Source organism: Mesorhizobium sp. (assembly GCF_004962245.1).
Classification (GTDB): Bacteria; Pseudomonadota; Alphaproteobacteria; order Rhizobiales; family Rhizobiaceae; genus Mesorhizobium.
In genome coordinates this window covers 25,735-49,661 of record NZ_SUHQ01000012.1, presented here as the reverse complement: position 1 = coordinate 49,661, position 23,927 = coordinate 25,735, and the positions used below count along the sequence as shown (strand labels likewise).

Sequence of the window (23,927 nt, the reverse complement as noted above, 5' to 3'; positions counted from 1 at the left end):
GCGGGCTTGAAAGGACGACCATGGATTTCTCCGCTGACCAGCCGGCTTTCTTCGTCAATCCGGATTACCGGCCGATGGCCGGCACAAGAAAGCCGGTGATCGATCCGGCGACGCTCGAAACCGTCGGCGCAATTGCCGCCGCCAGCGATGGCGAAATCGACGCCGCGCTCACTGCGGCGACCAAGGCGCAGGCCGCGTGGAAAAAACTCGACGCCAAGAGCCGCGCCAGGCATCTGCACGCAGTCGCCAATGCCATCGAGGCGGCCGACTTCACCCGCTGTGCCGAGCTGATGGTGCGCGAGATGGGCAAGCCCTATCCCGAAGCCATCGGCGAGATCGCCAATTGCGCGCCGATCTTCCGCTACTATGCCGAAATGGCGCGCGACGAGGCCGGCAAGGTCGCCGGCACGACGCAGGCTGGTTCGTTCCAGTACGCGCGCTACGAGCCTTACGGCACGTCCGTGCACATCATGCCCTACAATTTCCCGATCCTGCTGATGTGCTGGACCGTTGCCGCCTCGCTTGCCGCCGGCAATGCCTGCGTCATCAAGCCGGCCGAGGCGACGACACTGTCGACGCTGGATTATATCAAGGTGTTCCGCTCGCTGCCCGAAGGCTTGGTCTCCTGCTTGCCCGGCGGCGCGGCAACGGCGCAGGCGCTGATCGCCTCCGACCGCACCCACGCGGTCGCCTTCACCGGCTCGGTCGCCGTCGGCAAGGCGGTCGCCGTAGCTTGCGCCGAGCGGATGAAGCCCTGCGTCATCGAGGCCGGCGGCAGTGATCCGCTGATCATCAGTCAGCACGCCCCATTGGACGTGGCGGCCGCCGGCAGCGTCACCGCCGCGTTCCACCTCACCGGCCAGGTCTGCACTTCGGCCGAACGCTTCTTCGTGGTCGATGCCGTGCATGACCGCTTTGTCGACCTGTTCGCCGAGAAAACACGCGCTCTGCGCATCGGCTATGGGCTGGACAGGACCGAGATCGGACCGCTGGTCAGCGAGGCGGCACGGGCGAAGGTGATGCGGCTGGTCGACGATGCGATCCGCAGCGGCGCCAAGGCGGTCACCGGCGGGCGCATTCCGCCGGCGAACAATGTTGGCTGGTTCTACGAGCCGACCATCCTGACCGGCGTCACCCCCGATATGGCGATCGTGCGCGAAGAATGTTTCGGGCCGGTCGCCGCGATCTGCCGGGTGAAAGATTTCGACGAGGCGATAGAACTCGCCAATGACAGCCCGTTCGGGCTCGGCGCCTCGGTCTTCACCACCGATCTCGCCGAAGCGCATGAGGCCGCGGAGCGGCTCGAAGCCGGCATGGTCTGGGTCAACAATCCGCTGATCGACAATGACGCGCTGCCCTTCGGCGGCTGGAAAGCGTCGGGCCTCGGCCGTGAGCTTGGACGCCAGGGGCTGGATGCCTTCCGCCGTTCAAAGATGGTGATCATCGACCACAAGCCGGCAATCCAGGACTGGTGGTATCCCTATCCCGACAGCTGGTTCCGCGAGGCCGGCGGCCGCAAGCACGTCTGACACGGCATAGCAGAAGCTGTGGGTCAGCCGATGCTTTCGCCGCCGTCGATCACCAGCGCCTGGCCGGTCATGAAGGACGAGCGATCGGAGACGAGAAACAGGATCGCTTCGGCGATCTCTTCCGCCGCGGCCCAGCGCTGCATGGGAATTTTGGTGCGGACGTAGTTTTCGATCGCGTCCCGCCCGCCCATCTGGGCGATGAACGGCTCGTTGAAAGGCGTGTCGACCCAGCCCGGACAGAGTGCGTTGACGCGGACATTGTGCTTGGCATAGTCGAGCGACATCTGGCGGGTCATCGCCACCACGGCATGCTTTGAGGTCGCGTAGGCGATCATCTCGCGGTCGTAGAACACGCCCGAATTCGAGGCGGTGTTCAGGATGACACCGCCGCCCTGTTCGATCATCGATGGCATGACGAGTCTGGCCGCCAGGAATTGCGCCCGCACATTGATCCGCCAGGAGGCATCCATGCCGTCGGCGCCGACTTCGGTCAATGTGCCGCCGACCTGGATGCCGGCGTGGTTGTGCAGGATATCGATCCGGCCATGTTTGCCCAGTGTGCCCGTAATGAGTTGCTCGACCGCCGTGTCGTCGCCGACATCGGTGGCGATCGCCTCCGCACGGCCGCCCGCCGCACGGATGTCGGAAACCGTTGCTTCGCCGGCAGCCTGATCCCTGTCGGCGATCACCACCACGGCCCCTTCCCTGGCCATGGTCATGGCGCCGGCACGCCCGATGCCGGAACCAGCACCTGTCACCACGGCGATGCGGTCTCTCAGAATCATGATGCAACTTTCAGCTTGACGGTTTGCGTCGGCGCAGCTGCCATTGGGCAAGCACGACGAGCAGCACCGAGACGACGAGGACGATCGTCGCGATGGCGTTGATTTCCGGCGTGACCCCACGCCGGATCGAGGCAAAGACATAGATCGGCAAGGTCGTCTGTGCGCCGGCGACGAAGAAGGCGACGATGAAATCGTCGAAGGAGAAGGTGAAGGCGAGCAGGAAGCCGGCGATTACCGCCGGCATGATCTGCGGCAACACGATGGAACGGAACGTCGTCAGCGGGGTTGCGTAGAGATCGCTCGACGCCTCGACCAGATTGCGGTCGAGGCTGCCGAGGCGCGTGCCGACGATCATCGCCACCAGCGCCATCGAAAACAGGCCGTGCGCGGCGATGATCGACCCATAGCCGAGCGCCAGGCGTGGCGGCTGGTCGTTCGGCCACAGCGAAGCGAGAAACGGATTGACGACGCCAAACAGCTGGACGAGCGCGACCAGCGTCGAGATGCCGATGACGACGCCCGGAACGACGATCGCCGCACCGAGCAGCGCGTCAAAGACAGCCCGGGTTCGAGCTCCAACGCGCGCCAGGCCAAGCGCCGCCGCCGTGCCGCACAGCGCCGCGAGCAAGGCGCTGGTGGTCGCGATGAACAGGCTGTTCTTAAGCGCCTCGACCAGGAACGGGTTCGACAGCGCCTTGCCGTACCACTGCACCGAGAAGCCGGTGAATTCGCTGGCGTGGCGGCCCGCATTGAAGGAGAACAGCACCACCAGCGCGATCGGCAGGTACAGGAAGGCAAAGACCGCAACGACGAAGGCGCGCATCAGATCAAATCCACCCGGCGGGCGCCCGAAAGCCGGGTCGAAATGCGGTTTGCGGCGATCAGCACCACCACCGAAACCAGAACCAGCGTGATCGCGATTGCCGATCCGAACGGCCAGTTGCGCGATTGCAGGAACAGATCGACCAGCGCGTTGCCGATGAAGAAGACCTTGCCGCCACCGAGCAGCGTCGGGATCAGATATTCGCCGAGCAGCAGGATCATGACCAGCGAGAAGCCTGTCATCACACCCGGCAGCGACAGCCGCAGCGTCACGCCCAGGAATGTCGAGAGCGGCGTCGCGCCGAGATCGGCGGAGGCCTCCAGCAACCGGCGATCAAGCCGTTCGAGGCTGACATAGATCGGCAGGATCATCAGCGGCAGATAACCATAGACGATGCCGAGCAGGACAGCGCCCGGCGTGTTGATCAGCCGCACATCGTCAAACCCGATAGTGGCCAGCAATGCCGGGATGCCGCGCCCGCCAAGGACATACATCCAGGCGTAGGTTCGCATCAGAAGGCTGGTCCAGAACGGGATGACGACGAGCGCAAGCAGGATCAGCCGCCACCGCTCCGGCGCGCGCAAGGCGAGGAAATAGGCGACCGGATAGGCGACGAGAAGACAGGCCAAGGCGCCCGCCGGTGCCAGCACCATCGTGTTCCAGAAGGCGGTCGCCCGCGCCGGAAGATTGGCATATTGCGCCAAGGTGAAAGCAGCCTGATAGCCGCCCTCAGGCGCCCGCTCGCCGACGCTGAAAACGGCGATCGCGACGAACGGCAACACCAGAAACACTACCAGCCACGCTGTCGCTGGACCAAGCAGCAAAGCGGTCAGGAGATGGTGACGAAGGACATTGCTGCGCATTGGAAAATCGCCCCGGTGCCGGCGGACATCTGTCCGCCGGTAGTTGCCTGCATCGGGCTGTGACCCGGCCGGTTCAAGCCGACTTGAAGCGTGCCATCAGTTCGGCGCGGCCCGGATCGGTCAGCGTCGCGGCTGCACCGAATTCCAGCGGCTTCAGCAATTCCGCCGCCGGGTAGAGGATCGGGTTGTCCAGCACCTCCTTGGGCAGCAGCGCGTTGACCCGCGCATCGGTGGAAGGCGCACCGTTGGCCAGATGCTCCTTGACCGCAACCTTCGGGTCCATCAGGTAGTTGAGCAGGGCATAGCCGGCGGGCTTGTTGGGCGCATCCTTCGGAATGGCGTAGAAGTCGGTCCAGATCTCGCCGCCTTCCTTGCCAAGCACATAGGCGATCTCGGGGATGTCGCGGTGGAGCTGCGCCCCGTCATTGGTCCAGCACATCGTCATCCAGGCGTCGCCGGCACGCATCGACGGCTGATAGTCGCTGGAAACCGCGAACAGATGTGGCTTGACCTTCAGCAGCAGCTCCTCCGCCTTGGCGAGTTCGTCCGGCTTCAGCGAGTTGAACGAGAAGCCGAAATATTTCAGCGCATTGCCGATCGTGGTGAGCTGGTAGTCATGAACCATGGTCCGGCCGTCGCCCTCCGCCATGGCCGTGTCCCAGAACTCCTTCCAGCTCGTCATCGGCTTGGTGAGCTTCTTGGTGTTGACGGCAAATCCGGTGGTACCCCAATTCTTTGGCACCGCGTAGATCACGCCGTCGATCGTGCCTTCCGAAGTGAAGCGCTGGTCCTGTTGCGAGCCGTCGAAATTGGCAAGCTTGGCCATGTCGAGCGCTTCGATGATGTCGAGCTTCTTGTAGGTGGAGATGGTGTAGTTGGTCGGCACGAAAAGGCTCCAGCCCGAGGCGCCGGCCTGTAGCTTGGCCAGCATCTCCTCGTTTGAGCCGAACACATTGACCTCGACGGCGACCCCTGTCTCGGCCTTGAAATTCTCGAATGTCGCCGGGTCGTGATAATTGGGCCAGGTGGCGATCGACATGCGGTCGCCAAGGCCCTCCTGGGCGATGGCCGGCGACGGCATGATGCCGAGCTCGCGGGCCATCACCGCCGTTGCGATGCCAAGACCAGTGAGGCCCAGGAACTCGCGGCGGCCGATGGAACCACGCTTGAGCCGCATCAGTTGATCGACGAATTTTTCAGGGCTTATCGGCAGTCCGTCACGATATGGTTTCGACATGTTTGTTTTCCCTCTGGTTGGTCCCGTTGTTCTTGGGGCCCGGAAACGCGAGCGGCGTTCCGGCTGTAAAGCCGATGGCGACGGGTTCACCCGGCTTGAAGAGATTTCCATGGCCAATCATGTGATCGGCCTTGGCGAGCAGCGTTCCGATGCCCTGGACCTCGATCGCATATTCCGCGGTCGAGCCCAGAAAAATCCGGTTGCGGACAATGCCGTTCAGCCGGCCGCTTCCCGGCGCGCCGAGACTTAAAGATTCAGGGCGCAGGCTGACCGAAACAGCCTCACCCTTTTGCAGCGAAGTCCGCTCGCGCGCGGCGATGACGGTACCGTCGGCAAGCGCCACCTCGACAAGGTTGCCCGAGTGTCCGGCGACCTTGCCGCTCAAGAGATTGGTCTTGCCGACGAAGTCCGCGACGAAGAGATCGGCGGGTTCGTCATAGATCTCGCTCGGCTGCCCGAGCTGGACGATGCGTCCGCCATTCATGACACAGACGAAATCGCTCATCGACAGCGCTTCTTCCTGGTCGTGCGTGACAAGGACGAAGGTGATGCCGATCTCGCGCTGGAGGTTCTGCAACTCTATCTGCATGTCGGTGCGCAGCTTCTTGTCGAGTGCCGCCAGCGGCTCGTCGAGCAGCAGCACCGCCGGCTTGTTGACCAGCGCGCGCGCCAGGGCGACACGCTGCTGCTGACCGCCGGAAAGCTCGTGGATCTTGCGGCGGCCGTAGCCGGCAAGCCGTACCATGGCGAGCGCCTCGCCCGCCCTCAGGCTGATCTCCCGCGACGACAGCCGCGGCCGCGCCTGGCGCAGCCCGTAGGCGATGTTGTCCTCGACATCCAGATGCGGAAACAGCGCGTATTGCTGGAACACCATATTGACCGGCCGCCGATAGGGCGGCGTGCCGGCCATGTCTCGGCCACGGATGAACACTGCGCCTTCGCTCGGCTGTTCGAAGCCGCCAATCATGCGCAGGCAGGTCGTCTTGCCGCAGCCGGACGGCCCGAGCAGGGCGACAAAGGCAGACGGCGGAACGGCAAGATCGATGCCGCTGACCGCGGTCACGCTGCCGTAGCGTTTGGTGACCCCGCGAAACTCGATGTCTGGCACTGCGATCAAAGCTGCGGGCTCCAGCGATAAGGCATTCGAAACGCTATCAGAGCTAACCGTGGCTAGTATATACCTCGCAGGTGGTATATTTGGTCTATTTTCTCGTTTAAAGGGGTATAAATTGAGCGTGTCGCGTGCCGACGACTACAATCAGCTCGCCACGCTCATCGCCACGACCCGGGAGACGAGCGGCGAGCTTTTCGGCAAGGCGATGGTCGCCTGGCTCCGGCAGCACGTCAGCTTCGACCACTGTGTGATCTTCGGCTATCGCGGCGCCTCGCGCCCGCCGCTGCTGTTCGAGACGTTCTCGCCGGTCGAAAGTCATGTCTTCGTCGCGCTCTACCAGGAAGGGCCTTATCTGCTCGACCCGTTCCACCACGCGGCGGTCGAGCGCAAGGAAGGTTTTTGGCGCATGCGCGAACTGGCGCCGGACCGCTTCTACGCCAGCGAATATTACCGCTCCTACTATAGCCAGACCAGGCTGGCCGAGGAGGTCGGTTTCTTCGTGCCGCTGCCGGGAAAGGACGCGCTGGTGGTCTCGCTGATGCGACTGCACGCTTCGGGACCCTTCGGAACCGCCGATGCCAGGCTGCTGCGCGACATGGCGCCGGCGGTGATCAGCTTGGTCAGGCTGCGCTGGCCCGGCCTTCCGGCTGACGAGCCGGCGGAGACGAAGCAGGACGAGGCGATTGCTCCGATTGCCGAGTTCGAACGGGCTCATATCTGGAAGAGCCTTTCGCTGACGCCGCGCGAAAAGCAGGTCGTCGACCTGGTGCTTCAGGGGCATTCCACGGAATCGATCGCCAGGGCCATGCGCATCGTACCGGGGACCGTGAAGGTTCATCGCCGCAACATCTACCGCAAGCTCAAGATCAAGTCGCAGGCTGGTCTCTTCGCGCGTTTCGTCGAGATCATCGACGCGCGGATTCGGTAGTCCACGATTTCGGAATGACCTCGCTCGGGCGGTTAGCTGGCGATACCCTCCCAGGAGCCGGATACTGCCATCCGCCTGAGCAGGGGCGCCACCCGAAAGATGTCCTTGCCGGTCCGCTCGTGCCAGTGGTCGAGTCGCCCGATGATCTTGTCGACCCCTTCGAGGCCGGCCCAGAACATCGGCCCGCCCTTGCCCACCGGAAAGCCATAGCCGTTGACCCAGACGACATCGATGTCGGACGCGCGGGCCGCGATCTTCTCCTCGAGAATCTTCGCCCCCTCATTGATCATCGGATAGAGCGTCCGCTCGATGATCTCCTCAGTGCCGATCACCCGCGGCGCGATGCCCTTCTCGGCAGCCTTGTCGCGGATCAGCGCTTCGACCTCGGGATTGGGTGCCGGTGTGCGTGAGCCGTTCTCATAACGATAGAAGCCACTGCCGGTCTTTTGACCGAAATGCCCCTGTTCGCACAGCGTGTCGGCAATCACCGCCGTCTGGCCGCGCGCCTTGCGGTTGCGCCAGCCTATGTCGAGGCCGGCGAGATCGCCCATCTGGAACGGCCCCATCGACCAGCCGAAATCGGTGAACACCTGGTCGATCTGGCGCGGCGTTGCGCCTTCCAGCAAGAGCGCCTCGGATTCCGAACCCCGGGCCGCCAGCATGCGGTTGCCGACGAAGCCATGGCAGACGCTGACGACGACCGGCACCTTGCCGATCCGCCGCGCCAGCTCGACCGCGGTCGCCAGCGCATCCGGCGCAGTCTTTTCGGCGCGGACGATCTCCAGTAGCTTCATGACATTGGCCGGCGAAAAGAAATGCATGCCGACGACGTCCTGCGGGCGCGACGTCGAGGCGGCGATTTCGTTGACATCGAGATAGGAGGTGTTGGTGGCCAGGATCGCGCCTGATTTGGCCACTGCGTCGAGCCTGCCGAACACGTCTTTCTTGACCGCCATCTCCTCGAACACCGCCTCGATGATCAGGTCGCAATCGGCGAGATCACCATAGTCGGTGGAACCCTTGAACAGATCGAGCCGCTGACGCTTGGCGTCTTCGCTCAGCGAGCCGCGTGTGACGGAAACGGTGTAATTCTTGTCGATCGTCGCCAGCCCACGTTCCAGCGCCTCGCGGCTGGTTTCCAGCAAGGTCACGGGGTAACCGCCATTGGCGAACGCCATCGCGATGCCGCCACCCATGGTACCGGCGCCGATGACGCCGACCCGCGCGATCTTGCGCCTGACTATATCCTTGCCAGGAACCTTTGCCGCCTCACGTTCGGCGAAAAACAGATGACGCTGCGCGCGCGACTGGTCGCCTCCGACCAATTTCACGAACAGTTCGCGCTCAGCCGCCAGTGCCTCGTCAAAGCCGAGCGTGATGGCGTTGCGGACCGACTGCGCGCAAGCAATCGGCGCCTCGAGGCCGCGCACCTTCCCCGCAAGCGCCGCCGCTTCCTTATCGAAGGCGGGAAGATCAGCTTCCTTGAGGAGTTCATTGTGGTCGCGCGCTGGCGTGAACGGCCCACCCTTGCCAACCATTTCGCTGGCGAAACGAATTGCTTGCGCGATCAGGTCACCATCGAAGACGGCGTCGACCAGGCCGGTGGCAAGCGCCTCGGCGGCATCGATCGGCGTACCCGAAACGATCATGTTGAGCGCCTTCAGCGGCCCGACAAGGCGTGGCAGTCGCACCGTGCCGCCGCCGCCGGGCAGCAGGCCGAGCTTGACTTCAGGCAGGCCGAGCCTGGCCCCTGCGTCGGCAACGCGAAAATGACAGCCGAGCGCCAGTTCCAGGCCGCCGCCGAGCGCGGTGCCATGGATCGCGGCAACCGTCGGCTTGGCGATGGTTTCCAGCACAGCAATGATGGCGCGCAGATCCGGCTGCTGCACCGGCTTGCCGAACTCGGTGATGTCGGCGCCGGCGACGAAGGTTCGCCCGGCGCAAGCGATGATGATGGCCGCGACATCGGGCTCGTCCCGCAACAAAACAAGCGCCTGCATCAGCGGCTCGCGGACATGGAAGCTCAGCGCATTGACCGGCGGATTGTCGATGGTCACGACCGCGACGCCGCCGTCCCTTGTAACGCTGACGAAATTGGACACGCAAACCTCTCGCAATGATGACGGCCGACAACGCCGACAGGATTTACAGGGCCAACGCCCGGATGGGAACCGGGATGTTTTCGCCGAAAGGCTCCAGGCCCTGCTGTGGTGATTCTTTGCGCCCCCTCTGTGCCGCCGGCATCAAAAGATGCTGCTCCGCCGTGCGACAGAACTAGCGCAGCGCCTTCTGGCCGCCCGCGGCGGTGATGACGCCGACGATGATCAGTCCCGTCAGCAGCAGCCGGACGCCGGCGCTGACGCCGAACGTATTGAGCATGGTCAGGAGCAGCACCAGGAACAGTGCGGCACCCCAGACACCCGGCACATTGGCCTTGCCGCCGGCCACCGACGTTCCACCGATGACGACCACGGCGATCGAGGCCAGCAGGTATTCATTGCCGATATCGACATTGGCGCCGCGGAAGTAGCCGGCGAGCAGCGCCCCGTCGAGGCCGCCGAGCGCGCCCGACAGCGTGTAGGTGAGAAAGCGGATGCGGCCGACATTGACGCCCGCCAGCCACGCCGCGCGGATGTTCTGGCCGATTGCCAGCACCGAGCGGCCATAGATCATGCGCTGCAGCGCGATGGCGGCGCCGATGGTGAACAGCACGGTGAGGATCGCCAGCACCGGAATACCAAGAATCTGCCGGTTGGCGAAATCGGCGAAGCCCGGCGGCGGCTTGATCTGCAAGCCGCGCCCATAGCTGATGTCGACCGACTGGATGATGAAGCTGGCCGACAGCGTGGCAATGATCGGCGGAATGCGCAGCGCCCAGATCAAGAGATAGTTGGCTGCGCCGATCGCCATGCCGCAGGCGAGTGCCGCGAGCAGTCCGACAGCGATCATCTGGTCATTGCCGTCCATGACTTTCATGGCGACGGCGCTGGCGAGGCCGATGTTGGCCGGCAGCGACAGGTCGACATTGCCCGGCCCGAGCGTGATGACGAACATCTGACCGACACCGACGATGACGGTGAAAACCGCGAGCGACAGGGCCGCGGTGATCATGCCGCCGCCGCCATAGCCGCCCGTGAAGGCAACCGTCGCCAGCCACACCAGCAGCGCGCCGATGAAGGACCAGATCCAGGGTTTGGCGAGCAGCGCGCGCAACGATGCCATCGCTCACCTCTCCCTGCGGCTGATCAGCACCCGGGCCGCCAGCACGATGATCAGGATGGCGCCATTGGCAGCGACCTGCCAGTCGGGCGGAATGTGCATGAAGGTCAACAGCGGCGACGCGGCCAGCGCCAGCGTCAGCGCGCCGATCACCGCGCCGATCGGCGACACCCGGCCGCCGACGAATTCGCCGCCGCCGAGGATGACGCCGGCGATCGACAGCAGCGTGTAGCCATTGCCGATATTGGCGTCGGCCGAGGTGGTGATGCCGATCAAGGCCATGCCGGACAGCACGCCGAACAGACCGGCCAGCGCAAACAGCACGATCTTGGTCCTGAGCAGCGACCAGCCGGCGCGTTCGAGCGCGGCGGCATTGCCGCCCGATCCGCGCAGGATCACACCATAGGAGGTGCGCATCAGCCCGAAATAGACGACCGCCGCGATCAGCAGCGCCGCGATGATCGGGAACGGAACGAAAGGCGGCTTGAAGGCCATGAGCGACAGCAACCAGTCCGGCGCCTTGCCGCCGGGCTTCGGCAGGATGAGGATGGCCAGCCCCTGCCAGACGAAGCTCATGCCGAGCGTCACCACGATCGAAGGCAAATTGCGCAGATAAATCAGCGCGCCGAGCAGCGCATAGACACCGATCGATGCGAGCAGGATCACGACACCGACCAGCGGCGCATCCTTCAGCCACGTCGCCGTGACGCAGCCGACGAACCCGACGAAGGTGCCGATCGACAGGTCCAGCTCGTTGCCGGCAATGACGAACATCTGCGCGATCGTCGCCAGCGCGATCGGGATCGCAAGGTTCAGCATCAGGCTGAAGCCGAAATAGCTGATGGCGCGCGGGTTGAGCCAGGCGATCGCCAGCAGCACCAGCACCAGCGACAGCGCCGGCAGCAAGCTACGCAACAGACGCGCCCGCGCCAGCTTGCCGCGCTCGGAGGAACTCTTGGGGCTGGTTTCGACCGGTGCTGCCGTCATCTCAGGCCGCGTCGCCGAACGAGGACTGGATGATTTTTTGCTCCGTCAGTTCGTCGCGACGAAGGTTGGCGACGATCCGGCCGTTCTTGAAAACATAGATGTGGTGGCAATTGTCGAGCTCTTCGGTTTCCGTGGTGTACCAGAGGAAGGTGCGGCCGCGGCTGGCCTCTTCGCGCACAAGGTCGTAGACCTCCAGCTTGGTGCCGATGTCGACGCCGCGCATCGGGTCGTCCATCAGCACGATCTTCGCGTCGGAGCCGAGCGCTCGGGCAAACAGGACCTTTTGCTGGTTGCCGCCGGACAGCGAGAAGATGTTGTTGTTCATGTCGGGGGTGCGGATGCCGATCTTCTTTTGCCAGAAGGTGGCGAGTTCGGCTTCGCGTTGCGGCGAGATCAGGAGGCCGTTGCGCAATCGCGCCAGCGAGCGGATGCCGATGTTTTGCGCAATCGACCATTGCGCAAAAATCCCGTCCGACTGGCGGTCACCGGCCACCAGCGCCACCGGCGCGGTGACCTCGATGCCGGTTTTGGAGCGCGCCGCGGCGGCGAAGATCGCCAGCAACAGGTCCGTCTGTCCATGGCCGGCCAGCCCGGCAAGGCCGATGATCTCGCCGGCATGCGCCACAAGTTCGTTGCCGTCCTCTTGCCGTGCCGGGCGGGCCCGGACCCGCAACGGGCCGGTCTCCGGCTTTTGGGTCGCGATTTCGGCCGCGATCTTCTCACGCGCTTCCGCTCCACCCATGGTCGTCACCAGCCTGTCGCGATCGAAAGCCTTGGCTGCGTCCGAGGCAACGACCTTGCCGTCGCGCATCACCACGATACGGTCGGCATTGTGCAGCACCTCACCCAGAAGATGCGAGATCAGGATGCAGCTCTTGCCGCTGGCGACAAAGCGCCTGACGAAGGCCAGCAACTGGCCGGCCGTATGCGCATCGAGCGATGATGTCGGCTCGTCGAGGATGACCAGTTCGAGCGGATCCTGCGTCACCGTGAAGGCACGCGCCACCTCGACCATCTGCCGTCTGCCGATGGAAAGGTCGCTGGCGATATCGGAGGCGGAGATGCTGTGGCCCGGGAATATCTCGTCGAGCTTGGCGGCGATGAGATCGGCCGCCTTGCGCCGCCAGCCGAAGCCGCTGAGCGCCGGATGGTTGATGCGCGTGTTCTCGGCAACGCTGAGATTCGGGCACAGCGACAGTTCCTGGAACACGCAGCGTATGCCGAGCTGCTGGGCACGCGGCACCGAATAATTGTCCTCGATGCCGCCACGCACCGCGATCCGCCCGCTGTCGGGCACAAGCGTGCCCGCCACCATATGCATGAGCGTCGACTTTCCCGCGCCATTGTGGCCGACGAGACCGACGCACTCGCCGGCACCAACGTGGAAATCGACGCCGGCAAGGGCACGGACGGCGCCGAAATGCTTTTCGGCGCCGTCCAGCCTGACGATGTCTGCGCTAGCTTCCGGCATCCCTCAGCAATATCCGTTTGGCAACGCCGGAAGCAACGCCGGAAGCAACGATCGTGTCACGCTCACTTGATGTTGGCTTTGATGGCCGCGATGGCGTCTTCCTGCGTGTATTCGTGGCTGGCCACACCCCCTTTGGGGATTTTCGGCAGTGCAGCCTCGAAATCGTCCTGAGTGAAGGCGAGGTATGGCACCAGCAGATCATGCGGGATGTCGGTGCGGCCATCGAGCACCTGCTGCGCCACCCAGAAGGCCAGCGACGACACGCCCGGCGCGATGGACGCAGACCAGGTCTGGTAGCCGTCCTTGTCCTTCTGTTCCTTCCACCATTGCAGTTCGTCCTGGCGGTTGCCCATGATGATGGTCGGGCGCGGCTTGCCGGCGGCGGCGAAGGCCTGTGCCGCGCCATAGCCGTCGCCGCCCTGATCGACGACGCCGACGATTTCCGGCAGCGACGGCAGGATCGTCGCGACCGCTTTCTGTGCCGTGGTCTGATCCCAGTCGCCGGTGACCGAGCCGACGATCTTGAACTCGGGATGGGCGGCGACGCCCTCCAGGATGCCGGCATGGATGGCGTCGTCGATCGACGTGCCGGCGAGGCCGCGGATTTCCAGCAGATTGCCGCCCTTGGGCTGGAACTTGGCCATTTGTTCGACTTCCTGCTTGCCCATGTCCTTGAAGTCGACGACCACACGATAGGCGCAAGGTTCGGTGACGATGCCGTCGAAGGAGACGACGACGATGCCGGCGTCGCAAGCCTGCTTGATGGCGCCGTTGAGCGCGTCCGGCGAGGCGGCGTTGATGACGATGGCGTCATAGCCCTGCAGGATCAAGTTCTGCACCTGGGCCGCTTGGGTCGGCACTTCCTTGTCGGCCGTCGTGAAGATATCCGCGGCCGCGACCACCCCGTCGGCGACCGCCTTCTTGGTGACGATGGCGTAGCTGTCGAGCATCGCCTGCCGCCACGAATTGCCGGCATAATTGTTCGAAAAGGCGATCTTCTTGTCGCTGGTGTCGGCAAGCGCGGTGCCTGAGGCGAGCATCGCCGCAAGGGCGCTCAAGACGAGTAACTTCTTCATGTCATAATCCTCCCATGGATTGCTGGTCATTGTTGGCTGCTAATGGCTGTTATGATGACCTTCGTTTCAATATTGTCAGACAAATTTAGATGGGCGCACTTGTCAACAGCGATCGATGACGGTTTGACGATCAACTTGCGGTGCAATGATTGAAAAGGGTTCGGCTCCTGGTCTACCTCTGAACCAGGAGACCGAGATTACATGGCAGTGACGCCGAGTGTCGGCTGGCGCGGCTTCCATCCCTCAAGAACCAGGACAAGAACATGCAGATTGGAATGATGGGACTGGGCAGGATGGGCGCCAACATGGTGCGGCGCCTGCTTCGCGATGGCCACGAATGCGTCGTCTACGACATCAACCCGGCCAGCGTCGCAGCACTCGTCAAGGACGGCGCGATCGGAGCGGCGTCGATGGAGGAATTCGTCGGCAAGCTGACCAAGCCGCGAAGCGCCTGGCTGATGCTGCCGGCAGCGATCACCGGCAAGATCGTCGAGCAGGTGGCCGCGCTGATGGAGCCGGGCGACATCATCATCGACGGTGGCAATTCCTACTACCATGACGCCGTCGACCAGGCCGCACACCTCGCCTCCAGGGGTCTGAACTATGTCGACGTCGGCACCAGCGGCGGCGTCTGGGGCCTCGAGCGCGGCTATTGCCTGATGATCGGCGGTCCCGATGGCGCGGTCCGGCACCTCGATCCGGTCTTCGCGACCCTGGCGCCGGGCGCCGATGCCGGCGCGCCCGCCACCGGCAAGGGTGCCGGAACCGCGCCCTTCGGCTATCTCCATTGCGGACCGAGCGGCGCCGGCCATTTCGTCAAGATGGTCCACAACGGCATCGAATACGGCGTCATGGCCGCCTATGCCGAGGGCATGAACATCCTGAAATCGGCGAATGCGGGCAAGAGGCAACGGACGGCAGACGCCGAAACCAGCCCGTTGGAGAATCCGCAATACTACCAGTTCGACATCGATATCGCCCAGGTAGCCGAAGTCTGGCGACATGGCAGCGTCATCGGCTCCTGGCTGCTCGACCTGACGGCCGGCGCGTTGAAGACCGACTCGGCGCTGACCCAATTCGGCGGACGGGTTTCGGATTCCGGCGAAGGCCGCTGGACGCTGAAGGCGGCGATCGACACCGGTGTGCCAGCGCCGGTTCTGTCCTCGGCCCTGTTCGACCGGTTCTCCTCGCAAGGCGAATCCGAATTCGCCGACAAGCTTCTGTCCGCCATGCGCTACGCTTTCGGCGGCCATGTCGAGAAGCCGAAGACCGGCTCGTGACGGGGGAGACACGCTCATGAGCCAGGAACGGTCCGACACGCTGGTGCTTTTCGGGGCGACCGGCGATCTCGCCCACAAGAAGATCTTCCCCGCGCTTTACGCCATGGTCGCCAAGGGAACCCTGACCGAGCCGGTGATCGGCGTCGCTTTCGATGCCTGGGATCTGAAGCAGTTGCAGGCGCGCGCCCGCGACGGTATCGGCAAGACCATCGGTAGGGTCGACGAAAAGATCTTCGCGAAACTTGCCTCGCTGCTTCACTATGTCAGCGGCGACTACCGTAGTGCTGCGACATTCGAGAAGCTGAAAAACGTGCTGGGAACCGCACAGCACCCGCTGCACTATCTGGCGGTTCCGCCGACCATGTTCGAGACGGTCATCCAGGGGCTGGAACAGTCGGGCGCGGCCCAGGGCGCGCGCCTGATGGTGGAAAAGCCTTTCGGTCACGACCTGCAATCGGCGCGTTGGCTGAACCGGGTTCTGCATCTGGTGTTCGACGAGCAGTCGATCTTTCGCATCGACCATTATCTCGGCAAGGAGGCGATCCAGAACCTGCTCTATTTCCGCTTCGCCAATTCCTTTCTCGAGCCGATCTGGAACCGCAATTTCGTCGAGAGCGTGCAAATCACTATGGCCGAGGATTTCGGCGTCGAGGGTCGCGGCCGCTTCTATGACGAGGTCGGCTGCATCCGCGACGTCATCGAGAACCATTTGCTCAACATCCTGCTGCTGCTTGCCATGGAGCCGCCCGTCGGCCGGTCGGCCGACGATCTGATCGACGAGAAGGTGCAGGTGCTGAGGGCGATCCGGACGCTGACCAGGGACGATGTCGTGCGCGGCCAATTCAACGGCTATCTTGCTGAGCCCGGCGTGGCGCCGAACTCGCCGGTCGAGACCTTCGCGGCGGCGCGGTTCTTCGTCGACACCTGGCGCTGGCAGGATGTGCCCTTCTTCATCCGCGCCGGCAAATCCCTGCCCGTGCATGCCACCGAGGTCATTGTCCGGCTGAAGCGGCCGCCACTCGACGTCTTCGATCCGATCAAGCCCGACGACGCCAACCATGTGCGCTTCCGCATCAATCCACAGGTGGCGATCTCGATCGGCGCCCAGCGCAAGGCCCCCGGCGATGACATGGTCGGCGAGCAGGTCGAACTGACAGCCCTGGACGATTCGAAGGGCGACATGCCGCCCTATGAGCGGTTGATCGGCGATGCCATGAACGGCAACCGCCAGCTGTTCACCCGCCAGGATGCCAGCGAGCTTGCCTGGCGGATCGTCGGCCCGGTGCTTGGCGACACCACGCCGCCTCCGCTTTATGAGCCGGGGACATGGGGCCCTGCCGACGCGATGGTCGGGTTCGGACCGCCGAACGGCTGGATCAATCCGGCGAAATGACCTCGTAAGGCGGCGGCAATGTCGACAAACTCGATGAACTGCCTGCCGATTGCAGGCGCGGCGACAACACCCGCGCCTTCGAAGGCGGATTTCGACTGGGCGCGACAAATCACCGAGCGTCTGATATTCTGATGGTTTGGGGTCAGACCTGTTGATCTGAATGCTGCCGTTAGTATTGTGTTCAAAATAATGTGCGGCGTCATTGCGTTACGCAGATTTGCCGACTAGGAATTCTGCTACCCCAAGGACGGAGAAAATAGATTGACCGACGATAGCAACAACGCTCGCAAAGACATCGACCTGCTCGAGCTGACCGCTCACATCGTGTCCGCCTACGTCGAGAAGAACCGCCTGCCGGCTTCCGGCCTCGGCGATCTCATCGCAAGCGTCAGCGCTTCGATAAGCGGGCTCGGACAACCCGCCGTCCCGGCGGCAGCGCCGCTGGTCCCTGCGATCAACCCAAAGAAATCGGTGACGCCCGATTTCATCATCTGCCTCGAAGACGGCAAGAAGTTCAAATCCCTGAAGCGCCATATCGGCGTTCATTTTGGGCTGACGCCGGACGCCTATCGCGCCAAATGGGGTTTGCCGGCCGACTATCCGATGGTTGCCCCCAATTATGCGGCTTCGCGCTCGCAACTGGCGAAGGCAATAGGCCTTGGCCGCAAGGCCGCCCCGCCGGCGCCCGTCAAGAAGGCGAGGAAGCCCAAGGCCCCGGCCTAAAGCATTCTGCAGCCAAGCGAATCCCTTGGCGTCGCAGCAATGCGGCTAAGAATAGAGAGAGCGGGATGCCAGGTTCAATTCAAATGCATCCCGCTCCAGCATACGAGATCAGGTCTGGCGCCCTCCTGGCGTAACGCGGGGCGGGCGCCAAATTGTTTGATCCAGGACGGGTTTTTGCGCGCGCACCGCGCCGAACTGCGCTAAAGGCTTTCGTGGCCGGACCAGCGCCCATCGTGGAAGTGCCCCGCCGGCCGACATCTTCACCACGGGGCTGGATCCATGACATCCGAATTCCATGCGCCACCTGACCAGCGCTATGCCGCCTTCCGGCATAGACCCTTCCTGAGCTATTGGGCGGCGCGCTTCCTCTCGACATTCGCCACGCAGATCGTATCCGTCGCCGTCGGCTGGCAGGTGTACGACCTGACCCGCGATCCGTTCGATCTCGGCCTTGTCGGCATTGTCCAGTTCCTGCCTTCGCTGCTGCTGGTGCTGGTCACCGGGGTGGTCGCCGACCGTTTCGGGCGCCGGCTGATCATGGCGCTGACGGTGCTGCTGGAGGCGATCTGCGCGCTGGCCCTTTTGCTGCTGACGCTGCGCGGCCTTAGCGGACCGGGGTTGATCTTCATGGTGCTCGCCATGTTCGGCATCGCGCGCGCCTTCTTCGGGCCGGCCGCGGCGTCGCTGTTCGCCAATCTCGTGCCACCAGAGGATTTCGGCAACGCGATCGCCTGGAATTCATCCGCCTGGCAGACCGCGACCATCATCGGACCGGTCGCCGGGGGCCTGCTCTACGGGCTTTCGGCGGAGGCGGCATACGGCACCGCAGCCGTTTTGATGTTTGTCGCCGCGGTGCTGGTCTTTACCATCCCCAAGCCTGCCCAGCGCAGCGAGACCGACAAGCCGACGATGCAGACGCTGTTTGCCGGCTTCGGCTATATCTGGAGCGAGAAGATCGTGCTCGGCGCCATTTCGCTCGATTTGTTCGCCGTGCTTTTGTCCGGCGCCACGGCACTGCTGCCCGTCTATGCGCGCGACATCCTCGAACTCGGCCCATGGGGGCTGGGGCTGTTGCGCTCGGCGCCCGGTATCGGCGCCATCTGCGTTGCCATCTGGCTGGCCGGACATCCGATCCGCAACCACGCCGGCCTGGTCATGCTCGGCTTCGTCGCGCTGTTCGGCGCCTTTACCGTGCTGTTCGGCCTTTCGACCATCACCTGGCTGTCGATCGCGGCGCTCGCCTTGCTCGGCGCCACCGACATGTTCAGCGTCTATATCCGAGAGACGCTGATCCAGCTGTGGACGCCGGATCAGGTGCGCGGCCGCGTCAACGCCGTCAATCAGGTTTTCGTCGGCGCTTCCAACGAGCTGGGCGAATTCCGCGCGGGCACCATGGCGGCATTGATCGGCACCGTGCCGGCGGTGGCGATCGGCGGCGTCGGCGCAGTCGTCGTCGCCGGCCTGTGGGCGGTGTTGTTTCCGCAGCTGCGCAAGGTGCGCCACCTCGACGGGCGAAACTGATCCAAGGCACACTGGTCCGGCGTGGGCGGCGGCGGCGATGGAAATGCTATCAACAACATGATCGCGCAGAACCTTGAGGGCGTAGAATTCATCGTTGCGAACACCGATGCCCAAGCGCTCGCCATGTCGAAGGCATAGCGCCTGATCCAACTAGGCCCGAGGAATCCATCGGACCATCTCGCTGGCACGTCTCAGCAGTCATCGATACGGGAAGGATGCTATTCGGGTGCCGCAACGCGAATCGGGCGGGTGCCGATCTTTGCCCCTGTGACGGCATCCACGGCCACCGGCTCGATTTCTTCTCCCGTCTCTGCGTCTATGTATCGCGTCAGCCTGCCTTCGCCACGGTACTGGCGTCCCCACGCACCCAGTAAGACGAGCACCGGCAAGAAGTCGCGTCCGGCGGCGGTCAGCACGTACTCATCGCGCGGAGGCCGCTCCGAGTAGCGCCGCTTTTCCAAAAGTCCCTCCTCCGTCAGCGTCGCCAGCCGCCGGGTCAGGATGGTGGGGGCGATGCCCAGACTTTTCCGGAATTCGTCGAAGCGGGTGAGGCCCTGGCTCGCGTCGCGAAGGATCAACATGCTCCACGCATCGCCGACGCAGGTGAGGCCGCGGGCGATCGGGCAAGAGGCATCGGAAAGATTTTTCATGTTCGTATCATTTTGATAGTGACTTGATATCGAAATGATAGTAACATCATTCCGGTACCTAATCCAGCACAAAGAAGGAGTGCCTACCATGAACAGGACCAATCTCGTCGCCCATCCAGAACCTAACCGTCAGCGAAGCCTCCCGGCGATCAGCCTCATCGGCGGTGTGATGGCATTCTTCCTGGCCGCGTCCCCGGTGCATGCCGGTGAGCTGTCGGCCATGGCCGGGGAGAGTATCCATCTCGGCGGTTTTCGCGGCGTCTTACACTACACCGACGAAAATGACGGCTATCGGGTGATCGCAACGATAGCCGATGGTGAGGCCGGGCTCCCGGTGCGCTTCTCGGCCACTCTCGCCGAAGGGCAGTCGGCCGCGATATCCGTGCCGCGGAGATTAGGCGAACCCGACCAAAGCCTCGAGATTTCGCGCTCCGGCGACAAACTTACCATCACCGAGGTGGGGTCCAACCAGCTAACCGGGGCCATTGCCGAGTAATCCCTCGGATCGCCGGGGCGTGCGCCGCATCTCCATCTGTGCGCCCGCCCGCAGCCGGCAATCGAACACAAAGAAAGAAGTGATTTCCATGAACAAGACCAATCTTGGCGTCGCCCTGGTGACGGGGGCATCCACCGGCATCGGGCACGCAACGGCCAAAGCCCTGCAGAACGCGGGCTTTCGAGTGTTCGGAACCAGCCGTCGCGCGGTCGCCAAGCGATCCGACGGCGTTACCATGCTGACCTGCGACGTCACCGATGACGCGTCCGTGGCGAAACTCGTTGACGAGGTGCTGGCCGAAGCCGGGCGCATCGATCTGCTCGTCAACAATGCCGGCCTCGGCCTGCTCGGCGGCGCAGAGGAATCCTCCACGGCCCAGGCTCAGGCGCTGTTCGACGTGAACGTCTTCGGCGTTCTGCGCGTAACCAACGCGGTCCTGCCGACAATGCGCCGTCAAGGGAAGGGCAGAATCGTCAATTTGAGTTCGGTGCTGGGTTTGATCCCGGCACCCTATTCGGCGCTCTATGCGTCGACCAAACATGCCATCGAGGGTTATTCCGAATCGCTCGACCACGAACTGCGCCCTCTCGGAATTCGCGTCGTGTTGGTCGAGCCCGCCTATACCCGTACGTCGTTTGAAGAAAATCTCACCAGGCCGGATCGGCTGCTTGATATCTATGACGCTGCGCGCGCTGGCATGAATGTGATCCTGCGGAAGGCGATAGAAACAGGCGATGCTCCCGAAGTTGTAGCCGGGACGGTCTTGAAAGCAGCGACCGCGTCCGTTCCGAGGAGGCGCTATGCGGCGGGAAAAATGGCGCGCCAAGTCAGTTTGCTGCGCCGTTTCGTCCCCGCATCCGCATTCGACAAAAGCCTCCGAAAGCAGAACGGGCTGCCGGTCTGACGTCGGACGAACTCTTCGAAACAATCGTCGCAATGATTGCCGGAAGCGCGCATTCCCGCATGCTCTAGATTAGGACCCAGCCGGTTTGCCGAAAATCGTCTGCAGGAACTCGCCGAGCCAGCGCTTCAGATGCATGTCCCAGATCAGCCGGCCGCCGAGATGATCGCGGCCGGGCTGTGCGCCGGGCAACTCGAAGCGGTGCGCGCCGCGAACGACCCAGCGCTGCATCATCGCCCGGGTCAGTTCGCCATGGAACTGGATGGCCCAGGCATTGTCGCCATAACGAAAGGCCTGGTTGGGATAGGTTTCGGCGGTCGCCAGCAGCGTCGCGTCCCTCGGCAGCGAAAAGCCTTCGCGGTGAAACTGGTAGACCATCTCCGGCCAGTGCATCAGCTTCTTGCCGTCCTCGGTTGCCTTCAGCGGATACCAGCCGATCTCGACCAGCCCCTCGCCATGACCCTCGACCTTGCCGCCAAGATGGTTGACCAGCATCTGCGCGCCGAGGCAGATGCCGAGCAACGGCCGGTTCTCCTTGAGCGGAACTTTCAGCCAGTCGGTCTCGCGGCGGACGAAGTCGTCCTCGTCATTGGCGCTCATCGGTCCGCCGAACACCACGGTTCCGGCATGACCGTCCAGCGTTTCCGGCAAAGCGTCGCCGAGCGGCGGGCGGCGGATGTCGAGGTCGAAGCCCTCTTCGATGAGCATGTGGCCGACGCGTCCGGGGCTCGAATTCTCCTGATGCAGCACGATCAGGATTTTTGGTCTCGGCCTCGGCGTGGATGGCATGGGGGTCCTGTCTATTCGTCGCTCGACGTTCCAGTGGCGCCCGGCGCTTCGGCCGCCGTTTTGCGGCGCGCCTCGACACGGTCTCGGCGCTCGACGCCGATCAGCTCGGCGACTCGCCAGACGATGTTATCCTCGAGCTCGTGCAACTCGCCATCGGCATAGACGATTTCCCACATCAGGCCGATGAAGGCTTTTCGCGCGTCGGCATCGAGCTGGCGCTTCAACACGCTGGTGAAGGCATAGAGGTCGACAGCCTCATTGTCGGCCCGCTCCCCGGCGGCGGCCAGCGCGTCGAGCTCGTCGCCGATGAGCGAATAGCTTTCCGCCAGCACCGCCTTGAATCGCTCCCATTCGGCATCCTGACGCACGCCGTCGGCATTCATCACATGGTAGAGAAGGGCGGATGCGGCAACGCGCGGATCATCGGCGTCATTGCTGGCGCCGCCACCTGCCGGCAGCTCCTTTAGAAACGACAGAACGCGTTCGAACATGCGATTACTTCCCATGGAGCCAAAACTACCAAGCTCGGCCAAATCAGAACAAGCGAAACCTGCGTGGTGATTTTTCGTTCTCGTCGTCCGGGTCGACGCCGGGGTCGTCGGGCAGCCGTGCCAGTTCCTCCGCCGGTTCGACAGCTTCGGCATCCGGCGGCACCGCGGCAAAGGCCGAGGCGGTGACCGGCGTGACATGGTCTTCGCCACCTTCCGATGCCGCGGCCGTGGTCGGTCTTTCGGTCGAAACAGCGGGGGTCAGCTCGATCACATTTTCCTTTGCCGGCTTGGTTAGCGCCGCAATGGTCGGCACCGCGGCGTCCGAAGCGTCCTCATCGCTGTCGATGAGCTGGCCGAGCCGCTCCATCGGCGCCCGCCACTCGAAGGCGTCGAGCTTGCCGGTGATCGGCGACACCGGCGCCCAGCGTTCGGAGACGACGCCGTCGGCAACCCAGGCCGGATCGCGCGGTGCGCGCACTGCCTTGGACAAGAGCTGTCGCACCTTGCCCTGATCGCCGGTCTCGGCCTCCTCGATGTCGGCCAGCAGCAGATAGGCACCTTCGCGGCGATCCATGCGAATGGCTGCCTCTGCCTCCTGGCGGGCGGTTGAAAAATCCTGCGCGTCGAGCGCGGCGCGCGCCACCGCCAGTGAGGATTCGGCGTGGTTCTTCTTCATCTCCTGCAGCTTCTTCGCCCGGTTCAGCCGGTCGAGCACGGCATCGGCGGGTCGGGCGTGAGTGTAAAGCTCGGCGATCTCCGGATGCGGCTCGGCCTTCCAGGCCGCTTCGAGGATCTTCGAGCCCTTGCGGACGTCGTTCTCCCGAAACAGCATTTTGGCGGCGACGACCGCCGCCGGCGCGAAATCCGGCCGCAGCCGGTTGGCCTCGAGGGCGGCGGTTCTGGCGGCATTGGGATCGCTGTCGATCAGCGCCTGCGCCTTGGCGGTGAGCAGCACGGCGCGGCGCCGGTTGGCGGCGTCGCGCTCGATCTGCCGCGTCGATTTCTGCGCCTCGACCAGTTTCAGCGCCCCCTCCCAATCACCGCGTCCGGTCAGGTCTTCCAGCGTCGATTCGGCCGCCCAGGCCAGTTGCGGTGCCATAGCCGCGGCGCGCCCGGCATAGTGTCGCGCCGCGTTGCGGTCGCCGAGGCGCTCTGCCTCGAGATAAAGCCCGCGCAGGCCGAGCAGCCGCATTTCCGGATCGTCGAGCATGGTCTCGAACTTCTCGCGCGCGCCCTCATGATCGCCCTCGAGCAGCGAGGCCTGCGCCTCGAGCAGATGGATCAGCGGCTCCTGGTCGGAGCGGATCAGCTTTGCCGCTTCCTTGGTCTTTTTGCGGGCAAGCGCCCCGTCACCGGCGCCGGCGGCGATCATGCCGGTCGACAGCGCCTGATAGCCACGATCGCGGCGGCGCACGCGGAAATAGCGCGAGATGGTGTAGGGGCTGTTCCACAGCGATTTGATCAGCCACCAGACGATCATCACCGCGGCCACGACGGCGACGACCGCCACCGCCGCCACCATCAGGCTGACCTGGTATTGATAGCCGCTGAAGGTGACGACCATCTCGCCCGGCCGGTCGGCCAGCCAGGCGAAACCCAGCCCGAGCGCGAAAACGACGGCGAGGAAGAGGAGAATGCGAATCATCGGGTT

At 63.9% G+C, this 23,927-nt stretch carries 22 protein-coding genes and 1 pseudogene; 9 read left to right on the top strand and 14 right to left on the bottom strand.

What is annotated here, in order from left to right; genetic code table 11:
- The first annotated feature begins 20 nt into the window (after positions 1-20).
- A complete protein-coding gene (locus E5X88_RS14500) occupies positions 21-1,529 on the top strand; it encodes an aldehyde dehydrogenase family protein (protein WP_292162324.1) in 1,509 nt (502 codons plus the stop codon).
- A gap of 23 nt (positions 1,530-1,552) precedes the next feature.
- Here the strand turns inward: E5X88_RS14500 and E5X88_RS14495 are convergent, their stop codons facing one another.
- From E5X88_RS14495 to E5X88_RS14475, 5 genes are all read right to left on the bottom strand, one after another.
- On the bottom strand, positions 1,553-2,314 hold the full coding sequence (locus E5X88_RS14495) for a glucose 1-dehydrogenase (RefSeq protein ID WP_292162322.1): 762 nt from the start codon (positions 2,312-2,314) through the stop codon (positions 1,553-1,555).
- A gap of 10 nt (positions 2,315-2,324) precedes the next feature.
- Positions 2,325-3,137 carry an ABC transporter permease gene (locus E5X88_RS14490; RefSeq protein WP_292162320.1) on the bottom strand — a complete coding sequence of 271 codons (813 nt, stop codon included), beginning with the start codon at positions 3,135-3,137 and terminating at the stop codon, positions 2,325-2,327.
- Positions 3,137-4,000, bottom strand: coding sequence for an ABC transporter permease (locus E5X88_RS14485; protein ID WP_292162318.1), 864 nt, complete (start codon positions 3,998-4,000; stop codon positions 3,137-3,139). Before E5X88_RS14485 ends, E5X88_RS14490 begins: the two co-directional genes overlap by 1 nt.
- Positions 4,001-4,073: 73 nt before the next feature.
- A complete protein-coding gene (locus tag E5X88_RS14480) occupies positions 4,074-5,237 on the bottom strand; it encodes a spermidine/putrescine ABC transporter substrate-binding protein (protein ID WP_292162300.1) in 1,164 nt (387 codons plus the stop codon).
- Positions 5,218-6,354, bottom strand: a complete 1,137-nt coding sequence (locus E5X88_RS14475; RefSeq protein WP_292162298.1) for an ABC transporter ATP-binding protein — start codon at positions 6,352-6,354, stop codon at positions 5,218-5,220. The genes E5X88_RS14480 and E5X88_RS14475 overlap by 20 nt, the downstream gene beginning before the upstream one ends.
- A gap of 118 nt (positions 6,355-6,472) precedes the next feature.
- Here E5X88_RS14475 and E5X88_RS14470 point away from each other — a divergent pair, with 118 nt between their 5' ends.
- Complete coding sequence (locus E5X88_RS14470) at positions 6,473-7,279, top strand: LuxR C-terminal-related transcriptional regulator (protein WP_292162542.1); 807 nt, start codon at positions 6,473-6,475, stop codon at positions 7,277-7,279.
- Between the two features lie 32 nt (positions 7,280-7,311).
- Here the strand turns inward: E5X88_RS14470 and E5X88_RS14465 are convergent, their stop codons facing one another.
- The 5 genes from E5X88_RS14465 to E5X88_RS14445 form a co-directional block, all read right to left on the bottom strand.
- The gene (locus E5X88_RS14465) at positions 7,312-9,381 is read right to left on the bottom strand and encodes a 3-hydroxyacyl-CoA dehydrogenase NAD-binding domain-containing protein (protein WP_292162295.1); all 2,070 of its coding nucleotides are present in this window, start codon (positions 9,379-9,381) and stop codon (positions 7,312-7,314) included.
- 172 nt (positions 9,382-9,553) lie between these two features.
- Complete coding sequence (locus tag E5X88_RS14460) at positions 9,554-10,501, bottom strand: ABC transporter permease (RefSeq protein WP_292162294.1); 948 nt, start codon at positions 10,499-10,501, stop codon at positions 9,554-9,556.
- A gap of 3 nt (positions 10,502-10,504) precedes the next feature.
- Entirely contained in the window at positions 10,505-11,485 is a 981-nt protein-coding gene (locus E5X88_RS14455; protein ID WP_292162291.1) for an ABC transporter permease, read from the bottom strand.
- Between the two features lies 1 nt (position 11,486).
- Positions 11,487-12,956 (bottom strand): sugar ABC transporter ATP-binding protein, encoded by a 1,470-nt coding sequence (locus E5X88_RS14450; RefSeq protein WP_292162290.1) that lies wholly within the window; start codon positions 12,954-12,956, stop codon positions 11,487-11,489.
- A gap of 62 nt (positions 12,957-13,018) precedes the next feature.
- Positions 13,019-14,032 (bottom strand): substrate-binding domain-containing protein, encoded by a 1,014-nt coding sequence (locus tag E5X88_RS14445; protein WP_292162288.1) that lies wholly within the window; start codon positions 14,030-14,032, stop codon positions 13,019-13,021.
- A gap of 263 nt (positions 14,033-14,295) precedes the next feature.
- Between E5X88_RS14445 and gnd the strand changes: the two genes are divergently transcribed.
- The 5 genes and pseudogenes from gnd to E5X88_RS14420 all read left to right on the top strand — a co-directional run.
- Complete coding sequence (gene gnd, locus E5X88_RS14440) at positions 14,296-15,312, top strand: phosphogluconate dehydrogenase (NAD(+)-dependent, decarboxylating) (RefSeq protein ID WP_292162285.1); 1,017 nt, start codon at positions 14,296-14,298, stop codon at positions 15,310-15,312.
- Between the two features lie 16 nt (positions 15,313-15,328).
- Positions 15,329-16,705, top strand: coding sequence for a glucose-6-phosphate dehydrogenase (gene zwf, locus E5X88_RS14435; RefSeq protein ID WP_292162284.1), 1,377 nt, complete (start codon positions 15,329-15,331; stop codon positions 16,703-16,705).
- A gap of 261 nt (positions 16,706-16,966) precedes the next feature.
- Positions 16,967-17,428, top strand: coding sequence for a MucR family transcriptional regulator (locus E5X88_RS14430; protein ID WP_292162281.1), 462 nt, complete (start codon positions 16,967-16,969; stop codon positions 17,426-17,428).
- A 279-nt stretch (positions 17,429-17,707) separates the two neighbouring features.
- Positions 17,708-18,949 (top strand): MFS transporter, encoded by a 1,242-nt coding sequence (locus E5X88_RS14425; protein ID WP_292162279.1) that lies wholly within the window; start codon positions 17,708-17,710, stop codon positions 18,947-18,949.
- A 21-nt stretch (positions 18,950-18,970) separates the two neighbouring features.
- Positions 18,971-19,084 (top strand): annotated as a pseudogene (locus E5X88_RS14420) (cell division protein FtsZ); the annotation flags it as partial.
- 83 nt (positions 19,085-19,167) lie between these two features.
- On the opposite strand, the gene E5X88_RS14415 reads toward E5X88_RS14420, so the two are convergent.
- On the bottom strand, positions 19,168-19,599 hold the full coding sequence (locus tag E5X88_RS14415; RefSeq protein WP_292162277.1) for a helix-turn-helix domain-containing protein: 432 nt from the start codon (positions 19,597-19,599) through the stop codon (positions 19,168-19,170).
- Positions 19,600-19,687: 88 nt separating this feature from the next.
- On the opposite strand from E5X88_RS14415, the gene E5X88_RS14410 reads away from it, so the two are divergent.
- Both E5X88_RS14410 and E5X88_RS14405 read left to right on the top strand, forming a co-directional pair.
- Positions 19,688-20,095, top strand: a complete 408-nt coding sequence (locus tag E5X88_RS14410) for a hypothetical protein (protein ID WP_292162274.1) — start codon at positions 19,688-19,690, stop codon at positions 20,093-20,095.
- A gap of 88 nt (positions 20,096-20,183) precedes the next feature.
- Positions 20,184-20,999, top strand: a complete 816-nt coding sequence (locus E5X88_RS14405) for an oxidoreductase (protein WP_292162540.1) — start codon at positions 20,184-20,186, stop codon at positions 20,997-20,999.
- 69 nt (positions 21,000-21,068) lie between these two features.
- Here E5X88_RS14405 and E5X88_RS14400 read toward each other — a convergent pair whose 3' ends face one another.
- Genes E5X88_RS14400 through E5X88_RS14390 form a run of 3 tightly spaced genes read right to left on the bottom strand, consistent with a single transcriptional unit; the run spans position 21,069 to position 23,921 of the window.
- Complete coding sequence (locus E5X88_RS14400) at positions 21,069-21,785, bottom strand: glutamine amidotransferase (protein WP_292162272.1); 717 nt, start codon at positions 21,783-21,785, stop codon at positions 21,069-21,071.
- Between the two features lie 11 nt (positions 21,786-21,796).
- Entirely contained in the window at positions 21,797-22,276 is a 480-nt protein-coding gene (locus E5X88_RS14395; protein ID WP_292162270.1) for a TerB family tellurite resistance protein, read from the bottom strand.
- 43 nt (positions 22,277-22,319) lie between these two features.
- Entirely contained in the window at positions 22,320-23,921 is a 1,602-nt protein-coding gene (locus E5X88_RS14390) for a heme biosynthesis protein HemY (protein WP_292162269.1), read from the bottom strand.
- Positions 23,922-23,927: the final 6 nt, after the last annotated feature.

What these genes read in the sequence shown, in the direction of transcription:
- gnd (WP_292162285.1), top strand. Translation starts at nt 14,296, where the DNA reads ATGCAGATTGGAATGATGGGACTGGGCAGGATGGGCGCCAACATGGTG.
- E5X88_RS14400 (WP_292162272.1), bottom strand. Translation starts at nt 21,785, where the DNA reads ATGCCATCCACGCCGAGGCCGAGACCAAAAATCCTGATCGTGCTGCAT.
- E5X88_RS14480 (WP_292162300.1), bottom strand. Translation starts at nt 5,237, where the DNA reads ATGTCGAAACCATATCGTGACGGACTGCCGATAAGCCCTGAAAAATTC.
- E5X88_RS14395 (WP_292162270.1), bottom strand. Translation starts at nt 22,276, where the DNA reads ATGTTCGAACGCGTTCTGTCGTTTCTAAAGGAGCTGCCGGCAGGTGGC.
- E5X88_RS14390 (WP_292162269.1), bottom strand. Translation starts at nt 23,921, where the DNA reads ATGATTCGCATTCTCCTCTTCCTCGCCGTCGTTTTCGCGCTCGGGCTG.
- E5X88_RS14500 (WP_292162324.1), top strand. Translation starts at nt 21, where the DNA reads ATGGATTTCTCCGCTGACCAGCCGGCTTTCTTCGTCAATCCGGATTAC.
- E5X88_RS14495 (WP_292162322.1), bottom strand. Translation starts at nt 2,314, where the DNA reads ATGATTCTGAGAGACCGCATCGCCGTGGTGACAGGTGCTGGTTCCGGC.
- E5X88_RS14460 (WP_292162294.1), bottom strand. Translation starts at nt 10,501, where the DNA reads ATGGCATCGTTGCGCGCGCTGCTCGCCAAACCCTGGATCTGGTCCTTC.
- zwf (WP_292162284.1), top strand. Translation starts at nt 15,329, where the DNA reads ATGAGCCAGGAACGGTCCGACACGCTGGTGCTTTTCGGGGCGACCGGC.
- E5X88_RS14455 (WP_292162291.1), bottom strand. Translation starts at nt 11,485, where the DNA reads ATGACGGCAGCACCGGTCGAAACCAGCCCCAAGAGTTCCTCCGAGCGC.
- E5X88_RS14445 (WP_292162288.1), bottom strand. Translation starts at nt 14,032, where the DNA reads ATGAAGAAGTTACTCGTCTTGAGCGCCCTTGCGGCGATGCTCGCCTCA.
- E5X88_RS14490 (WP_292162320.1), bottom strand. Translation starts at nt 3,137, where the DNA reads ATGCGCGCCTTCGTCGTTGCGGTCTTTGCCTTCCTGTACCTGCCGATC.
- E5X88_RS14415 (WP_292162277.1), bottom strand. Translation starts at nt 19,599, where the DNA reads ATGAAAAATCTTTCCGATGCCTCTTGCCCGATCGCCCGCGGCCTCACC.
- E5X88_RS14425 (WP_292162279.1), top strand. Translation starts at nt 17,708, where the DNA reads ATGACATCCGAATTCCATGCGCCACCTGACCAGCGCTATGCCGCCTTC.
- E5X88_RS14410 (WP_292162274.1), top strand. Translation starts at nt 19,688, where the DNA reads ATGAACAGGACCAATCTCGTCGCCCATCCAGAACCTAACCGTCAGCGA.
- E5X88_RS14485 (WP_292162318.1), bottom strand. Translation starts at nt 4,000, where the DNA reads ATGCGCAGCAATGTCCTTCGTCACCATCTCCTGACCGCTTTGCTGCTT.
- E5X88_RS14405 (WP_292162540.1), top strand. Translation starts at nt 20,184, where the DNA reads ATGAACAAGACCAATCTTGGCGTCGCCCTGGTGACGGGGGCATCCACC.
- E5X88_RS14450 (WP_292162290.1), bottom strand. Translation starts at nt 12,956, where the DNA reads ATGCCGGAAGCTAGCGCAGACATCGTCAGGCTGGACGGCGCCGAAAAG.